Source organism: Rothia sp. P100 (assembly GCF_023712425.1).
In the GTDB taxonomy this organism is placed as follows: Bacteria; Actinomycetota; Actinomycetes; order Actinomycetales; family Micrococcaceae; genus Rothia; species Rothia endophytica.
The window spans coordinates 817,774-833,246 of sequence record NZ_JAMAYG010000001.1; the positions used below are offsets into that span (position 1 = coordinate 817,774).

The 15,473-nt window shown below is 50.1% G+C and carries 11 protein-coding genes and 1 tRNA gene; 2 read left to right on the forward strand and 10 right to left on the reverse strand.

Annotated features, from left to right (window positions below; genetic code table 11):
- Positions 1 to 49: 49 nt before the first annotated feature.
- The 6 genes from upp to M3668_RS03790 all read right to left on the reverse strand — a co-directional run bounded on the left by upp (position 50) and on the right by M3668_RS03790 (position 5,250).
- Positions 50 to 688, reverse strand: a complete 639-nt coding sequence (gene upp, locus M3668_RS03765; RefSeq protein WP_251379448.1) for a uracil phosphoribosyltransferase — start codon at positions 686 to 688, stop codon at positions 50 to 52.
- Between the two features lie 100 nt (positions 689 to 788).
- Positions 789 to 879, reverse strand: a tRNA-Ser gene (locus M3668_RS03770).
- 48 nt (positions 880 to 927) lie between these two features.
- Complete coding sequence (locus tag M3668_RS03775) at positions 928 to 1,581, reverse strand: TetR/AcrR family transcriptional regulator (protein ID WP_502948951.1); 654 nt, start codon at positions 1,579 to 1,581, stop codon at positions 928 to 930.
- 95 nt (positions 1,582 to 1,676) lie between these two features.
- Positions 1,677 to 2,189, reverse strand: coding sequence for a tRNA adenosine(34) deaminase TadA (tadA, locus tag M3668_RS03780; protein ID WP_285835637.1), 513 nt, complete (start codon positions 2,187 to 2,189; stop codon positions 1,677 to 1,679).
- A 13-nt stretch (positions 2,190 to 2,202) separates the two neighbouring features.
- Positions 2,203 to 4,416, reverse strand: coding sequence for a RecQ family ATP-dependent DNA helicase (locus M3668_RS03785; protein ID WP_251379450.1), 2,214 nt, complete (start codon positions 4,414 to 4,416; stop codon positions 2,203 to 2,205).
- 99 nt (positions 4,417 to 4,515) lie between these two features.
- Positions 4,516 to 5,250, reverse strand: coding sequence for a DUF6270 domain-containing protein (locus M3668_RS03790; RefSeq protein ID WP_251379451.1), 735 nt, complete (start codon positions 5,248 to 5,250; stop codon positions 4,516 to 4,518).
- 74 nt (positions 5,251 to 5,324) lie between these two features.
- Here M3668_RS03790 and M3668_RS03795 point away from each other — a divergent pair, with 74 nt between their 5' ends.
- Both M3668_RS03795 and wecC read left to right on the forward strand, forming a co-directional pair.
- Positions 5,325 to 7,322 carry a glycosyltransferase family protein gene (locus M3668_RS03795; protein ID WP_251379452.1) on the forward strand — a complete coding sequence of 666 codons (1,998 nt, stop codon included), beginning with the start codon at positions 5,325 to 5,327 and terminating at the stop codon, positions 7,320 to 7,322.
- A gap of 402 nt (positions 7,323 to 7,724) precedes the next feature.
- Entirely contained in the window at positions 7,725 to 8,978 is a 1,254-nt protein-coding gene (wecC, locus tag M3668_RS03800; RefSeq protein ID WP_251379453.1) for a UDP-N-acetyl-D-mannosamine dehydrogenase, read from the forward strand.
- Between the two features lie 57 nt (positions 8,979 to 9,035).
- On the opposite strand, the gene M3668_RS03805 is transcribed toward wecC, so the two are convergent.
- From M3668_RS03805 to wecB, 4 genes are all read right to left on the reverse strand, one after another.
- Complete coding sequence (locus tag M3668_RS03805) at positions 9,036 to 10,769, reverse strand: glycosyltransferase family 61 protein (RefSeq protein ID WP_251379454.1); 1,734 nt, start codon at positions 10,767 to 10,769, stop codon at positions 9,036 to 9,038.
- A gap of 481 nt (positions 10,770 to 11,250) precedes the next feature.
- A complete protein-coding gene (locus M3668_RS03810; protein WP_251379455.1) occupies positions 11,251 to 13,473 on the reverse strand; it encodes a glycosyltransferase in 2,223 nt (740 codons plus the stop codon).
- On the reverse strand, positions 13,466 to 14,227 hold the full coding sequence (locus M3668_RS03815; protein ID WP_251379456.1) for a hypothetical protein: 762 nt from the start codon (positions 14,225 to 14,227) through the stop codon (positions 13,466 to 13,468). Before M3668_RS03815 ends, M3668_RS03810 begins: the two co-directional genes overlap by 8 nt.
- A 52-nt stretch (positions 14,228 to 14,279) precedes the next feature.
- Positions 14,280 to 15,428 carry a non-hydrolyzing UDP-N-acetylglucosamine 2-epimerase gene (wecB, locus tag M3668_RS03820; RefSeq protein WP_251379457.1) on the reverse strand — a complete coding sequence of 383 codons (1,149 nt, stop codon included), beginning with the start codon at positions 15,426 to 15,428 and terminating at the stop codon, positions 14,280 to 14,282.
- Between the last annotated feature and the right edge of the window lie 45 nt (positions 15,429 to 15,473).

The window sequence follows — 15,473 nt, forward strand, 5'->3', positions numbered from 1 at the left end:
TGCAACTGCTCTCAGCAACTACACCCCAGAACGAGCCCATCATCAAGAACTAGTGGGCTACTCCGTAGAGGCGATCACCAGCGTCGCCCAAACCGGGCACGATGTAAGACTTCTCGTTCAAGCGCTCATCCTGTGCCGCCAAGAAGAGATCAACGTTCTCAAGCCCATCGATGCCCTTTTCAAGGGCTTCAATACCTTCAGGAGCACCCAGCACACAAACGCAGGTGATGTGTTCAGCACCGCGAGCGCGCAGGAACTTAATGGCCTCAATGAGGGTTCCACCGGTGGCGAGCATCGGGTCAAGTACGTAGACCTGACGGCCGGTGAGATCTTCTGGCAGACGCTCGGCGTAGGTAACAATATCCAGGGTTTCTTCATTACGCGCCATGCCCAAGAAGCCCACCTCGGCGGTGGGAATCAAACGGGTCATGCCTTCGAGCATGCCCAGACCGGCGCGCAGAATGGGAACGATGAGGGGGCGGGGGCTAGCGATATGTGATCCTACAGTTTTAGCAACCGGAGTTTCTACCTCCCGGGGTTCCACACGAATATCGCGGGTCGCTTCGTAGGCAAGTAGCGTAACTAGCTCATCCACTAGCTGACGGAAAATCGGTGAGGGGGTGCTCTTATCCCGCAGAACGGTGATCTTGTGGTCCACCAGGGGGTGGTTGAGAACTTTAATACGCATGGAGAAAGCGCCTTCCGTCGTCCTTGCGCCCCGCTGTAAGAGACGCATCTAAAAAGAAAACCCCGCTCACCCTAGATTCACTAGGACAAACAGGGTTAACTGGCGGTGACGGAGGGATTTGAACCCTCGGTACGGGGTTACCGTACACAACATTTCGAGTGTTGCACCTTCGGCCGCTCGGACACGTCACCATCTCACGAAATACTACCCTAGGGGGCGGTTCATCTCAACTTGGAAAGCTAGAGAATATAGCCGTCAACAGCTAGCATGGCGGTGGCTGTAGCGACGCTGGCGGGGCGGCGAACACCGTGCCTGGTGTGGTCCATCGCTAGCATGAAGACGGCCCCAAAAATGACCAGGGCCAGGCCTTCGATGGTTTGTTCTTTGCGCACATCGTAGCGGGTAGAAAGAGCTGAGACCTTAGAGCAGACAAACCGCATGATATCCGAGCGGATTTCATCGGTGGTCTTCGACCAGTTCTCATCACTGCGCCACAGCTCAGAGACCCACAGGCGCGCAAAGCCGGGGTGCTCTTCAAGATAGAGCACCGCGGCGTGCAGGGAATTACTCAGGGCCTCCCTGGGGTCTTCGTGGTCGCCTGCTGCCGACATTTCAGCTAGAAGAAGCTTGGCACCGTACTGCAGTAGCTGGTCAATCATGGTCTTCTTCGACCCGAAATTGTAGTAGACGGTGCCCTTAGAAACCCCTGCCTTTTCAGCGATTTCCTCTACCGTGGTAGCGGTGGGGCCGTCCTTGCTCATGATGTCCATGGCAGCTTCAAATAACTTGAGCTGGGTTCTGTTGGTCCGGCCTGGGCGCCTGGTTGATGCCTCAACCACGGGCACTTGGTGCGCATATATCACTGAACTGTGAGTTTCGCCGACCACACCCACTCCATTCTTATTTGAAGAAAATTGTTTACTTTTTCAAAGATACAGCAAAAGTGGGCGCGTCTGTGCACCCTACGGGTCCTGGGAGGGATCTATTATCACGGTCGGTGAGAGTGAAAGAAATCCTTGAGAAGGCTGGCACATTCGTCTGCCAAAACCCCCGCATGCACTTCTACCCAGTGGTTGAGTTTGCGGTCGCGTAAAACATCGTAGACACTACCGGCAGCCCCGGTTTTCTCCTCCCACGCGCCCATTATCAGGTAGGGCAAGCGTGCCAGAAGCATAGCGCCAGCACACATGAGGCAGGGCTCAAGGGTAACCACCAAGGTGCACCCGTCAAGGCGCCAGCTACCCAGGTGGGAGGCTGCCTCCCTCAGCGCCAGCACTTCGGCGTGGGCCGTGGGGTCATGGTCTGCCTCACGCCGATTGTAGCCCCGGCCAATCACCTGCCCCTGGGCATCCACTACAATCGCCCCGATGGGAACGTCCCCCTCCTTCAAGGCTAAACGTGCCTGTTCTAATGCCAGGCGCATGAGTTCTTCATGGCACAGATTGCGGGGCCGGTCAGAGAAAGGCTGGCGGCTTGCGAGCTCTAAGGGGGAGTTCTTCATATGAGCCTTTCTTCTAGTGCGTAGCTGCCAGGGCAAAGGGCAGGACGGCGGTGGCACCGGCGGCGCGCAGGGTTCGGGCGGCGATGGCAAAGGACCAGCGGGAATCAACACGGTCAGCGACCAGTAGAACCGGGCCGGGATGGGTAGCGAGGTAGTCAGCGGCAGCCTGAGGCAGGCGATAGGCACCCAACACGCCACCGCACCGGAAGACACTGTTACCGCCAAAATGTGCTGGTTCTTTTACCAGTTCAAAGGTCCCAAAATCGGCGAGTTTACCTGCCTGGGCAAGGCCCCGCGCCAGCGAATCAGTCAACACAGGGTGTACCGGTGAAGGCAACGCAATCAGTGCCACCGGCCGCTGCTCCCACCCCCACTCAGCAAGAGTTTTGAGGCAGGCTCTCCCCAGATCAGCGGGCACTGGGCCATCCTGGGGCTGGCCGTTAGCGTCCAGGGTAAAGATTTCACGCAGACGGTTGCCCCAGCCTAAGTCAGTAAGGCGGGCCAGTGCCCTGCCAGTCTCAGCACGCTCTTCGGGGGCGATTCGCCCGCGCAGGGGCTTGCCCGTTACCTCGTGAACAGCGCCAGGTGCTACCCGTTCAAGGCCGGTAGGCCACATGCCGCGCGGCTCAATGGGCACCCCGGTGCCACTTAGGGCACCGCGAGCGCCCTCTACCAGCTCGGGGTCTATATCTGCTGAATACCAGGGCCCAGCGCAGACATCGCACATCCCACAGGGTTCAGCGGTACGGTCATCGAGTTCAAAGGCCAGAAACTGCATGCGGCACTGCTGAGTGCTCTGGTAGGCCAGCATGGCGTCCTGCTCTCGCACTCTGGCCTGTTGCACCCGCTGGTAGCGCGGGGCGTCATACTGCCAGGGGGCGCCGGTCGCCACCCAGCCCTTGCTGCGGCGCTCTGTAGCGCCCTCAACCGCTAGCACTTTGAGCAATAGCTCCAGGCTAGAGCGCCGCACGTCCACCCGGGTTTCAAGAGCCGGCACCGATAGCTCCTGGCCTGCCGCTGTTGACTCAGCCAGGGCAGCAAGAACTGCTGAGGTGTTCTCTGGGGTGGGCATAGAGACGGTGGCGAAATAGTGCCAAATTTCCCGGTCTTCAGCACCGGGTAGTAGGAGCACATCAGCCTTAATGGCACCGCGACCAGCTCGGCCCACCTGCTGGTAGTAGGCAACAGCGCTGGAGGGGGCACCCAGGTGCACCACGAAACCTAAATCGGGTTTATCGAATCCCATGCCCAGGGCGCTGGTAGCCACCAGAGCTTTGACCCGGTTACCCTTCAACGCGGCCTCTGCCTCCTGGCGTTCATCCGCATCGGTTTTGCCCGTATAGGGCAGCACATCATAGCCGGCAGAGCGCAGAGCAGCAGCGGTATCTTCAGCTGCAGAAACGGTAAGAGTATAAATAATGCCCGAACCCGGTAACTGCCCCAGATGAGTCAGTAACCAGGCCAGCCTGGCTTCTGAATTGTGTAATTTCAAAACTCCCAAGCGCAAGGACGCACGAGAGAGCGGACCCCGCAGAATAAAGACATCATCTAACGCAGCACTCTGGATAAGGCCCTCTCCCCCGGCAGAAGCAGCACTGCCGGTATCGCGGGACCTCGCGCCCAGCTGTTCGGCGATGTCCTGCACGACCCGCTCATTAGCTGTGGCCGTAGTAGCCAGAACCGGCACACCGGTGGGCAGGTGGGTGATGAGGTCGCGGATACGGCGGTAGTCGGGGCGGAAGTCGTGGCCCCAGTCAGAGATGCAGTGTGCCTCATCAATCACCAATAGACCGATGGTGCGCAAGAGCGTGGGCAGCCACTCCTCGCGGAAGGCAGGGTTGTTGAGGCGTTCTGGCCCTACCAGGAGCACATCAATCTCACCCGCAGCCAAGCGCTCGCGCACTTCGTCCCACTCGGTCACGTTGGAGGAATTGACCATCGCCGCCCGTACACCTGCACGGGAGGCAGCTTCTACCTGATCCCGCATGAGAGCAAGTAGGGGTGAAACGATCAGCGCCGGTCCAGCCCCGCGCCGTCGCAGCAGAAGGGCGGAGAGAAAGTAAACAGCAGACTTACCCCAGCCCGTCCGCTGAATAACGAGAGCGCGGCGGCGGTGCTCCACCAGCGCTTCGATAGATTCAAACTGACCGGGGTGGAAGTGGGCCGCAGGGTTAGCGGTGAGCTTGTGCAGAAGCTCCAGGGCTTCACGGTGCAGGGGTGAGGTCATGGTTCCAGTCTCCCATAAGTGAGTTTAGGCGGTCTGAGTTCCATTAGGTGTGTACTAGTGATCGGCCCATGGAAGGTGCGGTGCCCGCATCAGGGAGTTCTAGTCAGTGAGGGCGTCGCGTACGTACTCGTAGACAGCTGGCACGTAGTGAAAGGGAGCCTCACCCCACTGATGATTGGGGTCTGCAACGGCTAGTTCTGCGGGTACTTCAAGGGTGGGGACGCCCAGCTCGGCTAGATGTGCGTAATAGCGCTGGCTTTTCTGGTTGGCTTCGGCTGCGGTAACGCCCATGCTCACAGGGGTAGGGTGACCCTCAGTATTGACCTCTGCCCAGGGCACATTGAGAAGACGAACCCGTTCCAAGGCACCCTGCTCCTTGAAACTTTGCACCAGGTCGGTGGCTTTTTCTGCCCATTCCTCAAAGTGCTCGTCTGCGCCGAAGGGTACGTGGGTGCCTGGTTCAATCAAGCTCATGGCGGTTTCTGAGCTGACGAGGTCAATAGACCGGGTCACTACCTCACCGCTACTGAACCAGTGCACTCCATGGCGTTCGTCGAAGATGTCCCAAAGAATGAGGTGGAAGTGGCTGGCATTGCTGCGCAGTAGATTCAGTGCCTCTGCTGCCCAGTCAGCGCGGAGCATGCGGGTTTGAAAGGCATTAGCGAGTTTGAGGTCAGCCGGGAGTTTGTAGCTAGCGTCGGTGTCATCAGCTAGCAGGGAGTGCCGGGCAACGTACTGGGAGACGCGGTAACTGTTGGGGAAGTACTCGAAGCTGTCCCGTGCCACGCAGGAGCCGTACACAAAGACTGGGTGCACTTCTGTTTCTGTGGTCATGGGTTACTCTTCCCTGTGGGCTGGTGTGGGGTAACTTTAGGTATACCCTTTTCCATTTTAGCGAAGGAGTCCCTTTGCCTCCCCAGTTTTCTGCTTCAGACGTACGCAGAGCATTCTGGCACCTGCGGCACGGCGGCGTTAAACAGTTGAAGAAGTTTCGCCGCCGCCAGCTGATGTCCTCACATTTCGGCGGGGCTGCTTTTGCATCACGTGGCACAGCAGGACGCCGGGGCGTGGGTTTAGCGAGCGAGGAGGCAGTGGGGGCGGTGCCGGCTGTGGCTAAAAGTAAGAAGAGCCCGGCGGGGTATTCGCTAGATTTTCTGCCCCTGGATTACCCTCGCTACGCACCGGTGTTTGAAGGCTTGAAGGTAGCTACCGTTCTTGATGATTTTTCTGCGGTGGCTTGGGGTTATGAGTTTAATTGCTTACCGGTGACTCCGCACAACTGGCAGGAAGTGTTTGAAGCTGAGCATCCGGATTTTCTGCTGGTTGAATCAGCGTGGGCGGGTAATGATGGCGCCTGGCAGTACCACTTAACGGGTGAGAGCGCCCCACGCCCAGCGCTAGTGGAGATGCTGGATTACGCCCGAAAAAAGAACATCCCTTCTGTTTTTTGGAATAAGGAGGACCCCCCGCATTTTGAGGACTTCATCGATACAGCTGCCCTCTTCGACATCGTTTTCACCTCGGACTCCAACAAGATTGCTGATTACCGCCAGCGCCTGGGGCATGACCGTATCTACCCTCTAGCCTTTGCGGCTCAGAGCGCAGTGCACAACCCGGTGCGCCCTCACCACGGGGTTGCCGAGCGAGGGGTGGCTTTCGCCGGTAGCTACTTTGCTCATAAGTACCCGGAGCGCCGGGAGCAGATGGGTTTCCTCCTGGGTGCTGCCCGCTCAGCAGCAGCTAAAACCAAGGAGCCCTTCGAGATTTTCTCGCGGTTTTTGGGGCAGGATGAGCGTTACCAGTTCCCCGCACCGCTAACCGAACACGTGGTGGGTAGCCAGAACTATGAGCAGATGCTGGTGGCTTATAAGGCTTATAAGGTGTTCTTGAACGTGAACTCAGTGGTTGATTCCCCCAGCATGTGTGCCCGCCGGATCTTTGAGATTTTGGCTAGCGGTACACCCGTGGTGACCAGCGCTTCAGCAGCGATCGGCAACTATTTTTCGCCCGGCATGATTTCTGTTGTTGAGAACAAGGCAGAAGCCGAGATTGCTGTGCGCTCATTATTACGCAGCGGTGAATTGCGCGATCGCAGCGTACATCTGGCGCAGCGGGAGATTTGGAGAAAGCACACCTATACCCACAGGGCGCAGCAGCTACTGGACGCAGTAGCTCAGCTGACCGGCAGGCAGCTGGTGGGTGAGCGTCAGCAACCGACGGTGAGCGTCCTGGCTCCCACTAACCGCCCGGAGCAGTTGCCCCACCTGATGCGCCAGGTGGCTCAACAGACTGTCCGCGCGCAACTGGTGGTGCTGACCCACGGTTTTGAACTGACCGACACTGAATTTGCTCAGCTGACCGAAGACGCCGGGCTGGTAGACGCGCGCAAGCTCAGCGCCAGCGCAGAAACCTCTCTGGGTGAGTGCCTTAACCTTCTGGTGGCTGCGGCTGATGGTCAGATTCTTGCGAAGATGGATGACGATGATTTTTACGGTCAACACTATCTGGAGGATCAGTTGCATGCTTTAGATTTTTCCCGCGCTGATGTGGTGGGCAAACAGGCCTACTACATGCACTTGGCTGGTAGCAAAGCCACGGTCTTGCGTGCTGGCGAGAGGGAACACCGATTTACGGACTTTCTGGCTGGGCCCACCCTGACTGCGCGCCGCGAAGTCTTTGAAGCTCACCCTTTTGAGGCGGTCAACACGGGCGAAGACACCGCTTTTCTAGAAAGAGTAGCTGCCTCTGGCGGCTGCATATACGCTGCTGACCGTTTCAATTTTGTGCAGGTTCGCCGTGCCCCCGGAGAGGGCAGTGAGCACACCTGGCGGGTAAGTGACGCTGAGCTTCTTGCCAATGCTCAGGTGCATCACTTTGGTTTGAGCCAAGAGCACATTTTCTTTTAGGGGCTTATAAACATTCAGAGAGTTTGTAGAGTCCGCTTTCTGGACATGACTTCTTCTGTATTAGATAAACCTATAGTTTAATGACTAGAAATAGGTAAGAACTCCATAAAGAGCTCTATAGCGCAACTGCTTGAAACAACACCCCTCTTCTCTTCATTACCTTCAACCGTAAACCGTCATCTAACAAGGGGGTTCACTCTAAATTTGAGGGTAGCGAATGGCCAGTCACCAACTTCTACATATTTGCCAGATAAGCATTTTTGTGTATTTATAACCAGCTCAACCTCACACTTTTTATGGTGAGAGCTAGACCATCTATAGTCTCTATTTTCATTTAGCTCATATAGAATTATCGTGGACTAGAACACCCATCACTGCTACACACAGAAACCAAGGAAACGCATGCCCTCCCCCACTATTGCCTTCATAGGCCTCGGTTATATCGGTCTCCCCACTGCTGTTGTTATGGCTAATCATGGCCTCAAAGTGACTGGCATTGACATTAACGCGGCCAACGTTGAGCGCATCAATCGCGGCGAGGTCACTATCGTTGAACCCGGCCTCGAAGAGCAACTGCAAAAAGCCATTAATTCGGGTAATTTAAAGGCAACCACCGAGGTGGTCCATGCTGATGTATATATCCTTGCCGTACCCACTCCCTTCAAAGATGACTACGAAGGCGACCTGTCCTACATTATGGCAGCTGCGGAAAACATTGCGTCCCAGCTAGTGGGCGGCGAACTTGTTATTCTTGAATCCACTTCTCCCCCCCAGACCACGGAGAAGATGGCGCAGCACATTCTGACTTTGCGCCCTGACCTTGTTGCTGATGGCGCGGAGAACCCCGAGAACAAGCCGGTTCTATACTTCGCCCACTGCCCCGAGCGTATTCTGCCGGGCTATGCAATGGAGGAGCTGATTACTAACGACCGCATTATTGGTGGCCAGACTCCTCGGGCAACTGAAATCGCGACCGAGGTTTACGGTAGCTTCTGCACCGGCGAGCTGTTGCCCACTGATGATGTGACAGCTGAGATGGCGAAGCTGACCGAGAACTCCTTCCGCGATGTGAACATAGCCTTCGCTAATGAGCTGTCGCTGATTGCCGATAAGCTTGGCATTGATGTTTGGGAGCTTATCCGCCTAGCTAATCATCATCCGCGCGTGAATATTTTGCAGCCTGGCCCTGGTGTGGGTGGGCACTGCATTGCAGTTGATCCTTGGTTTATTGTGTCGGCTGACCGTGAGAACTCAAATTTGATTCGTACCGCACGTGAAGTTAATGATGGTAAGCCTGAATGGGTAATCAATAAGGTGCGTGACGCTGCAGGTTCGGCTCCTCAGCCTGTTGTGGCAGCTCTTGGTTTGGCTTTCAAGCCTAATATTGATGACCTTAGAGAGTCACCTGCTATGGATATCACGCAACGTCTCGCCCAGGAGCTCCCTGGGGCGACTGTACTTGCGGTTGAACCTAATGTTTCTGCGTTACCGGCAAAACTTGAGGGTATCGGAAATCTTGAGTTTGACACTTATGAAAACGCTATTGAGCGCGCAGATGTAGTGGTCCTATTGGTGGATCACGAAGATTTCAAAGCGGTGCCAGCTACAGCGCTAGCGGGCAAACAGATTGTAGACACCAAGGGCATTTGGCGCTAAATTTAAATTAAAAAAAGGGACGGTGGCTATTACCGTCCCTTTTCTTACTCAAAATGTTTAAAATTTTTGAAGAATAGCTTTTAAGGTTTCGACATCTATAGTGAAGTTGGATGACATGGATGGGGTTTTATCGGAGGTTGCACCCTGTAATCCAAAATAGGAACCATTTTTATGACATACGATATCGTAGAAAAAATCGTGGGGCATTGCAGGAGTAGCTAATGATATTACTTCAACCCCTGAGGGGCTAAAAGCTAAACTCGAAAAACCTGCTCCCATATTTCCAGCTATAACTTTAGCACCTCTGAAAATAGAGATTTGTTCATTTAATGAAAGTTTTTCTGGGGTAATTTTTATAAATCCTTTCTCTTGAAAGAAGGGCCAAATCTGATCTTCATTTAAAAGCTCACGACGCCCATAGGAATTTCTTGTAAGATAAACGCGTTCGTAACTAGCTGGTTCTATCTTTTCGGCAATTCTCTCGAGGTATCTTACTGCCTCAGGGGCCTTTATCGTCGGGTGTTCCGTGAGAGAACCCGGCACGAACAAGGATTCGAACTGGTAACTTTGAAAGTCAAGTTCCATAATGTCTTCACTGCAGATTCCCGCAAGGCTAAGTGATTCGTATACTACATCTCTCATTGTTTTTGAAGGTTTGTTAATAACCCAAATTGGCTTCAGCCTACTATTGCTTTTCTTATAAACATGGATTTTTGTAAGCGTGTCCCATAGCCAATGACCGTAGTTAGCATCCCAAGCTGATTTTAAAAGAACATGTTGTCGACCAGCAATTACCTTGATAACCATTCTTGGATTGATATACTCACCAGACCAGGAGCTGCCTTCGATGTTACGGCGGAATCCTCTATACTCAGAGAGGTTTCTAATACAGTTGAGGCTTTCACTAACAACTTTATCTTGAGCAAAAACCATTCCACCTCCCATAATTGTTACATCAGATAAAGTTCCAGAGACAACATCTCCTATCGAAACTTCTTGCGATTTATCAGATAGTTTATCAAAGGTGTTTTTAATATAAAGATTTGCATTCCCCAGGTAAGCAGGCAACCTTTTATAGCTACTTGTTTCAAGTAATATATGATTTTCCGTCAAAGAAGAAATAGAAGATACTTTATAGGAGTAGGGCACATCATCACATTTATGTATAATTATCGCTTTTTTCAACACAGTGATGCTAGCTATCATATTGTACATATCTTCATGTATGCCTGAATTGGTAATTCTATTCAAATCTCCTGAGGCCATACCTGACATTATTTCTTCAAAACACTGATAAAAGCTCTGATTTTCTCCTCCATCATATTTTTCTGAAAGGTCACCAAAATTTGTGTGAAGATCTTCTACTATATAATATCCTCCAGGTCTCAATGCCGAAAAAAGGGTATTAAAAGCTATCTTTTGATGATCCCAGCGATGACTCCCATCATCTATTATAAGCAAGGGAGAGTATTTAGAGGAAAGGTTATTAAATAAACTAAAGTCATAATACTTTGGGACAACGATTTCAGTTCTTTGATCAGCAAGATCCAATGCTTCAGAACGCTGTTCTGCAATAATAAATTTGGCTCTTGGATAGTAATCTCGCCAGGTAAATATGTTGCCTGGAGTTCCTGCTCCAATAATCATTATCTCAGACTGAGTATCTCGACTAATTTTTAAAATTTGTTCATATGATTTAAGATAATTGTGGGCTAGAGATGATGCATCTGAAGAAAAAATTACCCCAATTTCATCCAAACTTGTAGAACTGAGAGGTTTATCTAAAGACATTTATTCCACCTAATCTTTTCCGTATTTTATGATAAGCAAATCTACGCTCTCATATATTGGTGGCAAAGAAGCGTTGATTTTTCCTAGTAACCACTACCACCATGAAGTGTTTTGTGTATTTTTAATTTTCCTGGGATTAAATCTATGTTCAACAAATTGAGTAGTTGACTTTACGATCGGAACACCCCTACAACAACAGTTCTAGCGTCAATTACTGTTCCGTTCCCAATAGTAACTCCAGAACCAATAAAAGTAACGATACCTATCCAAATATTATTTCCGATACTGACACAACGTTTAATTCATAAAATTTACAGAAATGCTCGTTTGCACCTGAGATAGAGTTGTTACTCATTAACTTAGAAACCGCATAGGCTTACCTTGATCCTGCAGACATATGCGCACTAGAAAGTTCTAAGTTTAATCAGTTATATCAATAATACATTTTGTATTGATTCTATTGAATGCGTGTTTCATGATTTTATATTACTTCTGGAGTCATATCTGAAATTTCTTGCAAAATTTTAATTAATTGAGGGATATTTCCCACTGATACTTTGTAGTCAAGATTAATTTGAGATAACGGTGAACCCTCATCTACAAGAGCTAAAAGTTTTTTACCTGACCCTAAGTAATCAGAATACTTTGAGGGCAGGAAAGGATTAACTGGCATATTAACGTCACGCTTGACATCATTTACTAACAAAACGTCAAATAATTTAGTTGCTGTCAAAAACTCCATATAAGACAGATAAGGGTTGCTATAAACATTAGGCCCTAAACCAAGGGTTCGAACGTTATCTTCAACTTCTTGAGGCTTATTGCTAAAAATATGAAGACGTAATTTATTCCTTACGTTTTCGGATGAATTGAGTAATGCTTGTAAGACGTCCCCAATGCCTCGGTTACTATAGAAACTACCAAAGTAAGCGATATTTACGACATTTTTAGGTACTCGATAAGAAGTCTCAACTAATCCGTAAGCATAGTCCGGAGGAGTGGGGTGATGACGGACAGTAGCTTTATGTTCCACCAATTGAGTTAGAGCCTTGTCTTCATACAATGACAACATATAGTCCATCTGATTCTGGTTCGTGAAAATCAACTCATCCGCAGTCACCATTGTGACAAGCTCAACCAAATCAAACAGGGTGTTAATGGTCAAATGTCTAAACCCGCGGGCCGCGATGCAAGACTTTAAATACTCGCTAGTCGCGTTATCAGTCAAAGTCCCAGGACGTTCCTTGCCCTCAGCATCACGGCGTAGAGGGTCAGAGAATTCGGCAGTCCACTTCACATTCCAGTGACGGTTTTTAAACATGGCAGCAGCTACGTGCGAACCGACCCACAATGCACGACTGTATATATTTTCATAGCAACCGTTAATCGCGTGCTTCTTCTCTGCTACTGTCATTGCCTTTTCTGCAAAATCACAAATAGGATCCCAGCCAGCGAATGAAGGTGGGCTCTTAATAATCTCGCGGTCAGCAATCCACCTATCAGCTAATGCCGAGACAGCATAATCATAATGGCGTACCTTGGACATATCATTTGTGATGATGTCTGTTACTCGACCACGTTCAACAATCGCTTTCGCAGCTACAACAGCACTGGTATCTGAGAATGGTGCAAAGCAGTACACAAACGCCAAATCTTTTGCCTGGTCAACTTGGACCATCTTCCAAGGGAACTCTTTCACTCCCGACTTCTCAATTGCAGAAAATACTTTCTCTTTATCGTCTCTATTAGCTTTGAGGTAACGCTCGATAAATCCTGCTTGAGCTGATTTTAGTTGGTATAAAGCCGAAGCTCGAGGGGTATCAGGAGCAACTTCAATATTTTCCAACGATTTTATGCATTCAATTCTTTGTTCTACCGCAAAATTAAATGAAAGCTCCCGCCGAGAGACCGATTGATCTCGTGTGTAGCGCAAGTAAGCTGCCGAATCGAGATTTTGTGGAATGGTCACTTTAATTTCAGGATATTTCAGCAGTTCTGCGAAATAAACGAGGTCTTCTCCGCTTGAAAGCTCAGGATTATAACGTGCTCGACGCGCATAATTTCGAGGAAACAGTTTACATGCATTAAATCCTAGTGCCCAAGGTACATCTGAAAGCGGAACTGTCTGACCACGCAGTTTATGAACACGCTGGTTCAAAGTATTATCAGCATCCACTATGCCGTCCGGAGAGATATTGATGATGGGTGACAAGACAATATTGGTACCCGTTGATGATGCTAAAGCTGTTTCCAAAAAACTGAACTCAACATCGTCATCGTCATCAACAAAAGTAATCCGGGAGTACCGAGCAAGATCTAGTCCCAGGTTCCGCGCCCCACCCGCAGAACCTTTCTGCAACCAGAACTTACGAAGATTCAGATTAGGGTAAATTTTTTGAAATTTTGTAATAACGTCAGTTGTTCCGTTATCTTCACCATTCACTACGCAGACAACTTCGTATCGACGTGAGTCGAGCGTCTGATTGGCTAGCGACTCAAGCACCGTACCGATTCGATCGGCACCATCATAGGTAGCGATAATAACCGAGATGCCGGATTCGAGAATTCTGTCATAATTCCCTAAATCTATCTTCTCAAGACTTGAAAGAACCTTTTCGTTTTCGCTCACAAGTTGTGCTCGAGCTCCTGAGTCAAGAAGCAGGCTGCGCCCCAAATCTTGGTTGGTTGCTAAATCTCTAGTCATTTTCATTACCTCGGTTCTTGTCCCAACGTGTTAAAACAATTTTTCCCAATTTAGAATTTGCGAGAGCATCATACTTCCGCTGAATAGCATCAAGCTTTCTTTGGAGAGTAACTACCCGGCCTTCAAGCTCTGCAATATAGCCCCTGTCTTGCGCCGACATCTTCAGAACCTCAGTCTCTAACAAGTTATTCTCTGATGTACTGACTGGCTCTAAATTAACTAGTTCCAAACTTTTAACTATAGAAACAAGTTGTTCCCGTAATTTCTTCTCTTGACTACGGTCCGGTGCGATAGATAGCTCTTGGCCATTTAGTTCCAAACCAATTTTGATGCCCAAGAAAACCGCAGTAGCGTCCAAATCATTTTCTTCCACTAAACCAATCGAAAGAGAAATTGCCTGGTCACTAATTATGTAATCACGAATTGATAGATTGCTTATCGACTTCTGATTTATAATCCAATCTACCAGGTGAGCATGGTTCTTGGGAAAAACACACCAAAGAAGGAATTTTGGACGTTGAAATAGCTGAGAACTTTTATTCAGGACCTCTGCAAATACCTCTGGGCGAGAATCAACAATCGTAAGATTATCAATACTGGGAATATTCAGCTTTGTAGGAACGAATTCGCGAATTTCACAGTTATCACTGATAAAATCTAAGCCAAGATTTTCCCTATGAAACTCGTTTACAATGACTAAAGAGTCTTTAATTAAAAGATCTCCAATGCCTGTGGGATTGGGAGTTATTCTCATGCTCTGTTCCTTATAATTACTAAGCAGATAATATATTTGAAGTTAATTCTATCTAAGCACCGAAGTCGGGCAACGCTTTACCAAGCCCGAAGAGCTCTTCAATCGCGGCCACTGTCCTAGCAGCAGCCTTACCATCACCGTAAGGGTTCACAGCGTTCGCCATTGACGCAAAGTGCTTCTCATCGTCGATTAGGGCAGATACTTCCTCGACCATGCGGTCATAGTCTGTGCCTACCAGTCGAACAGTACCTGCATCCACAGCCTCAGGGCGTTCAGTATTTTCTCGCATCACAAGCACCGGCTTACCCAGGCTTGGGGCCTCTTCCTGAACCCCGCCTGAGTCAGTGAGCACAATACGAGACGCCGCAATAACATGCGCGAACTCCGCATAAGCAAGGGGCTCAGTAACGAAAACATTCTGCAACCCCTCAAGATGAGGGAGAACATTCTCACGCACCAACGGGTTCCTATGAGCAGGGAGCAAGAAACGGTAACCGGGGTACTTACCTGCCAAAGTCGCTACAGCACGGCCAATATTCTGCATTGACTCCCCCAGGTTTTCACGCCTATGCGTAGTCACCAAAACAATCGGGGCATCGTCTTTCTGGGCAACGAGCTCAGCTACAGTCTGGTCGGTGAACTCTACAGGCTTCTCAACCACCTCAAGTAAGGCATCAATCACCGAGTTGCCGGTGACTACAATCTCTTTTTCGGGTAGAGCTTCGCGCAAGAGATTTGCTTTAGAAGTTGAGGTCGGCGCCAAATGAAGCCTAGAAATTTGCGAGGTCAGCTTGCGATTAGCTTCTTCAGGAAAGGGCGAATTAATATCACCCGACCGCAACCCGGCTTCGACATGTACGACAGGAATTTGACGGTTAAAAGCAGCAATAGCAGCACCCATAACCGTTGAAGTATCGCCCTGAACAATGACAGCATCTGGTTCAAGTTCAGCGTAGACTGCGTCAAGACCATCAATAACCTTGGCAACGATTCCATTCAGCCCCTGCTTTGCGCTCATGATATTCAGATCGCGCACAGGCTCGATACCAAAGAGTTTATTCACAGAATCAAGCATCTCGCGATGCTGACCAGTTACAACAGGGATAGACTCAAAATTATCTGACTCTTCTAGAGCCTTAATAATCGGGGCTACCTTGATAGCTTCCGGACGTGTGCCATAGACAGTCATAATTTTTATCATGTCTTGCGATATTTCTTTCTAGGTGTGCAGATGCGACCAAACGAG

Coding starts and splice junctions, on each gene's coding strand:
- upp (WP_251379448.1), bottom strand. CDS start 688: ATGCGTATTAAAGTTCTCAACCACCCCCTGGTGGACCACAAGATCACC.
- tadA (WP_285835637.1), bottom strand. CDS start 2,189: ATGAAGAACTCCCCCTTAGAGCTCGCAAGCCGCCAGCCTTTCTCTGAC.
- M3668_RS03785 (WP_251379450.1), bottom strand. CDS start 4,416: ATGACCTCACCCCTGCACCGTGAAGCCCTGGAGCTTCTGCACAAGCTC.
- M3668_RS03790 (WP_251379451.1), bottom strand. CDS start 5,250: ATGACCACAGAAACAGAAGTGCACCCAGTCTTTGTGTACGGCTCCTGC.
- wecC (WP_251379453.1), top strand. CDS start 7,725: ATGCCCTCCCCCACTATTGCCTTCATAGGCCTCGGTTATATCGGTCTC.
- M3668_RS03805 (WP_251379454.1), bottom strand. CDS start 10,769: ATGTCTTTAGATAAACCTCTCAGTTCTACAAGTTTGGATGAAATTGGG.
- M3668_RS03810 (WP_251379455.1), bottom strand. CDS start 13,473: ATGACTAGAGATTTAGCAACCAACCAAGATTTGGGGCGCAGCCTGCTT.
- M3668_RS03815 (WP_251379456.1), bottom strand. CDS start 14,227: ATGAGAATAACTCCCAATCCCACAGGCATTGGAGATCTTTTAATTAAA.
- wecB (WP_251379457.1), bottom strand. CDS start 15,428: ATGATAAAAATTATGACTGTCTATGGCACACGTCCGGAAGCTATCAAG.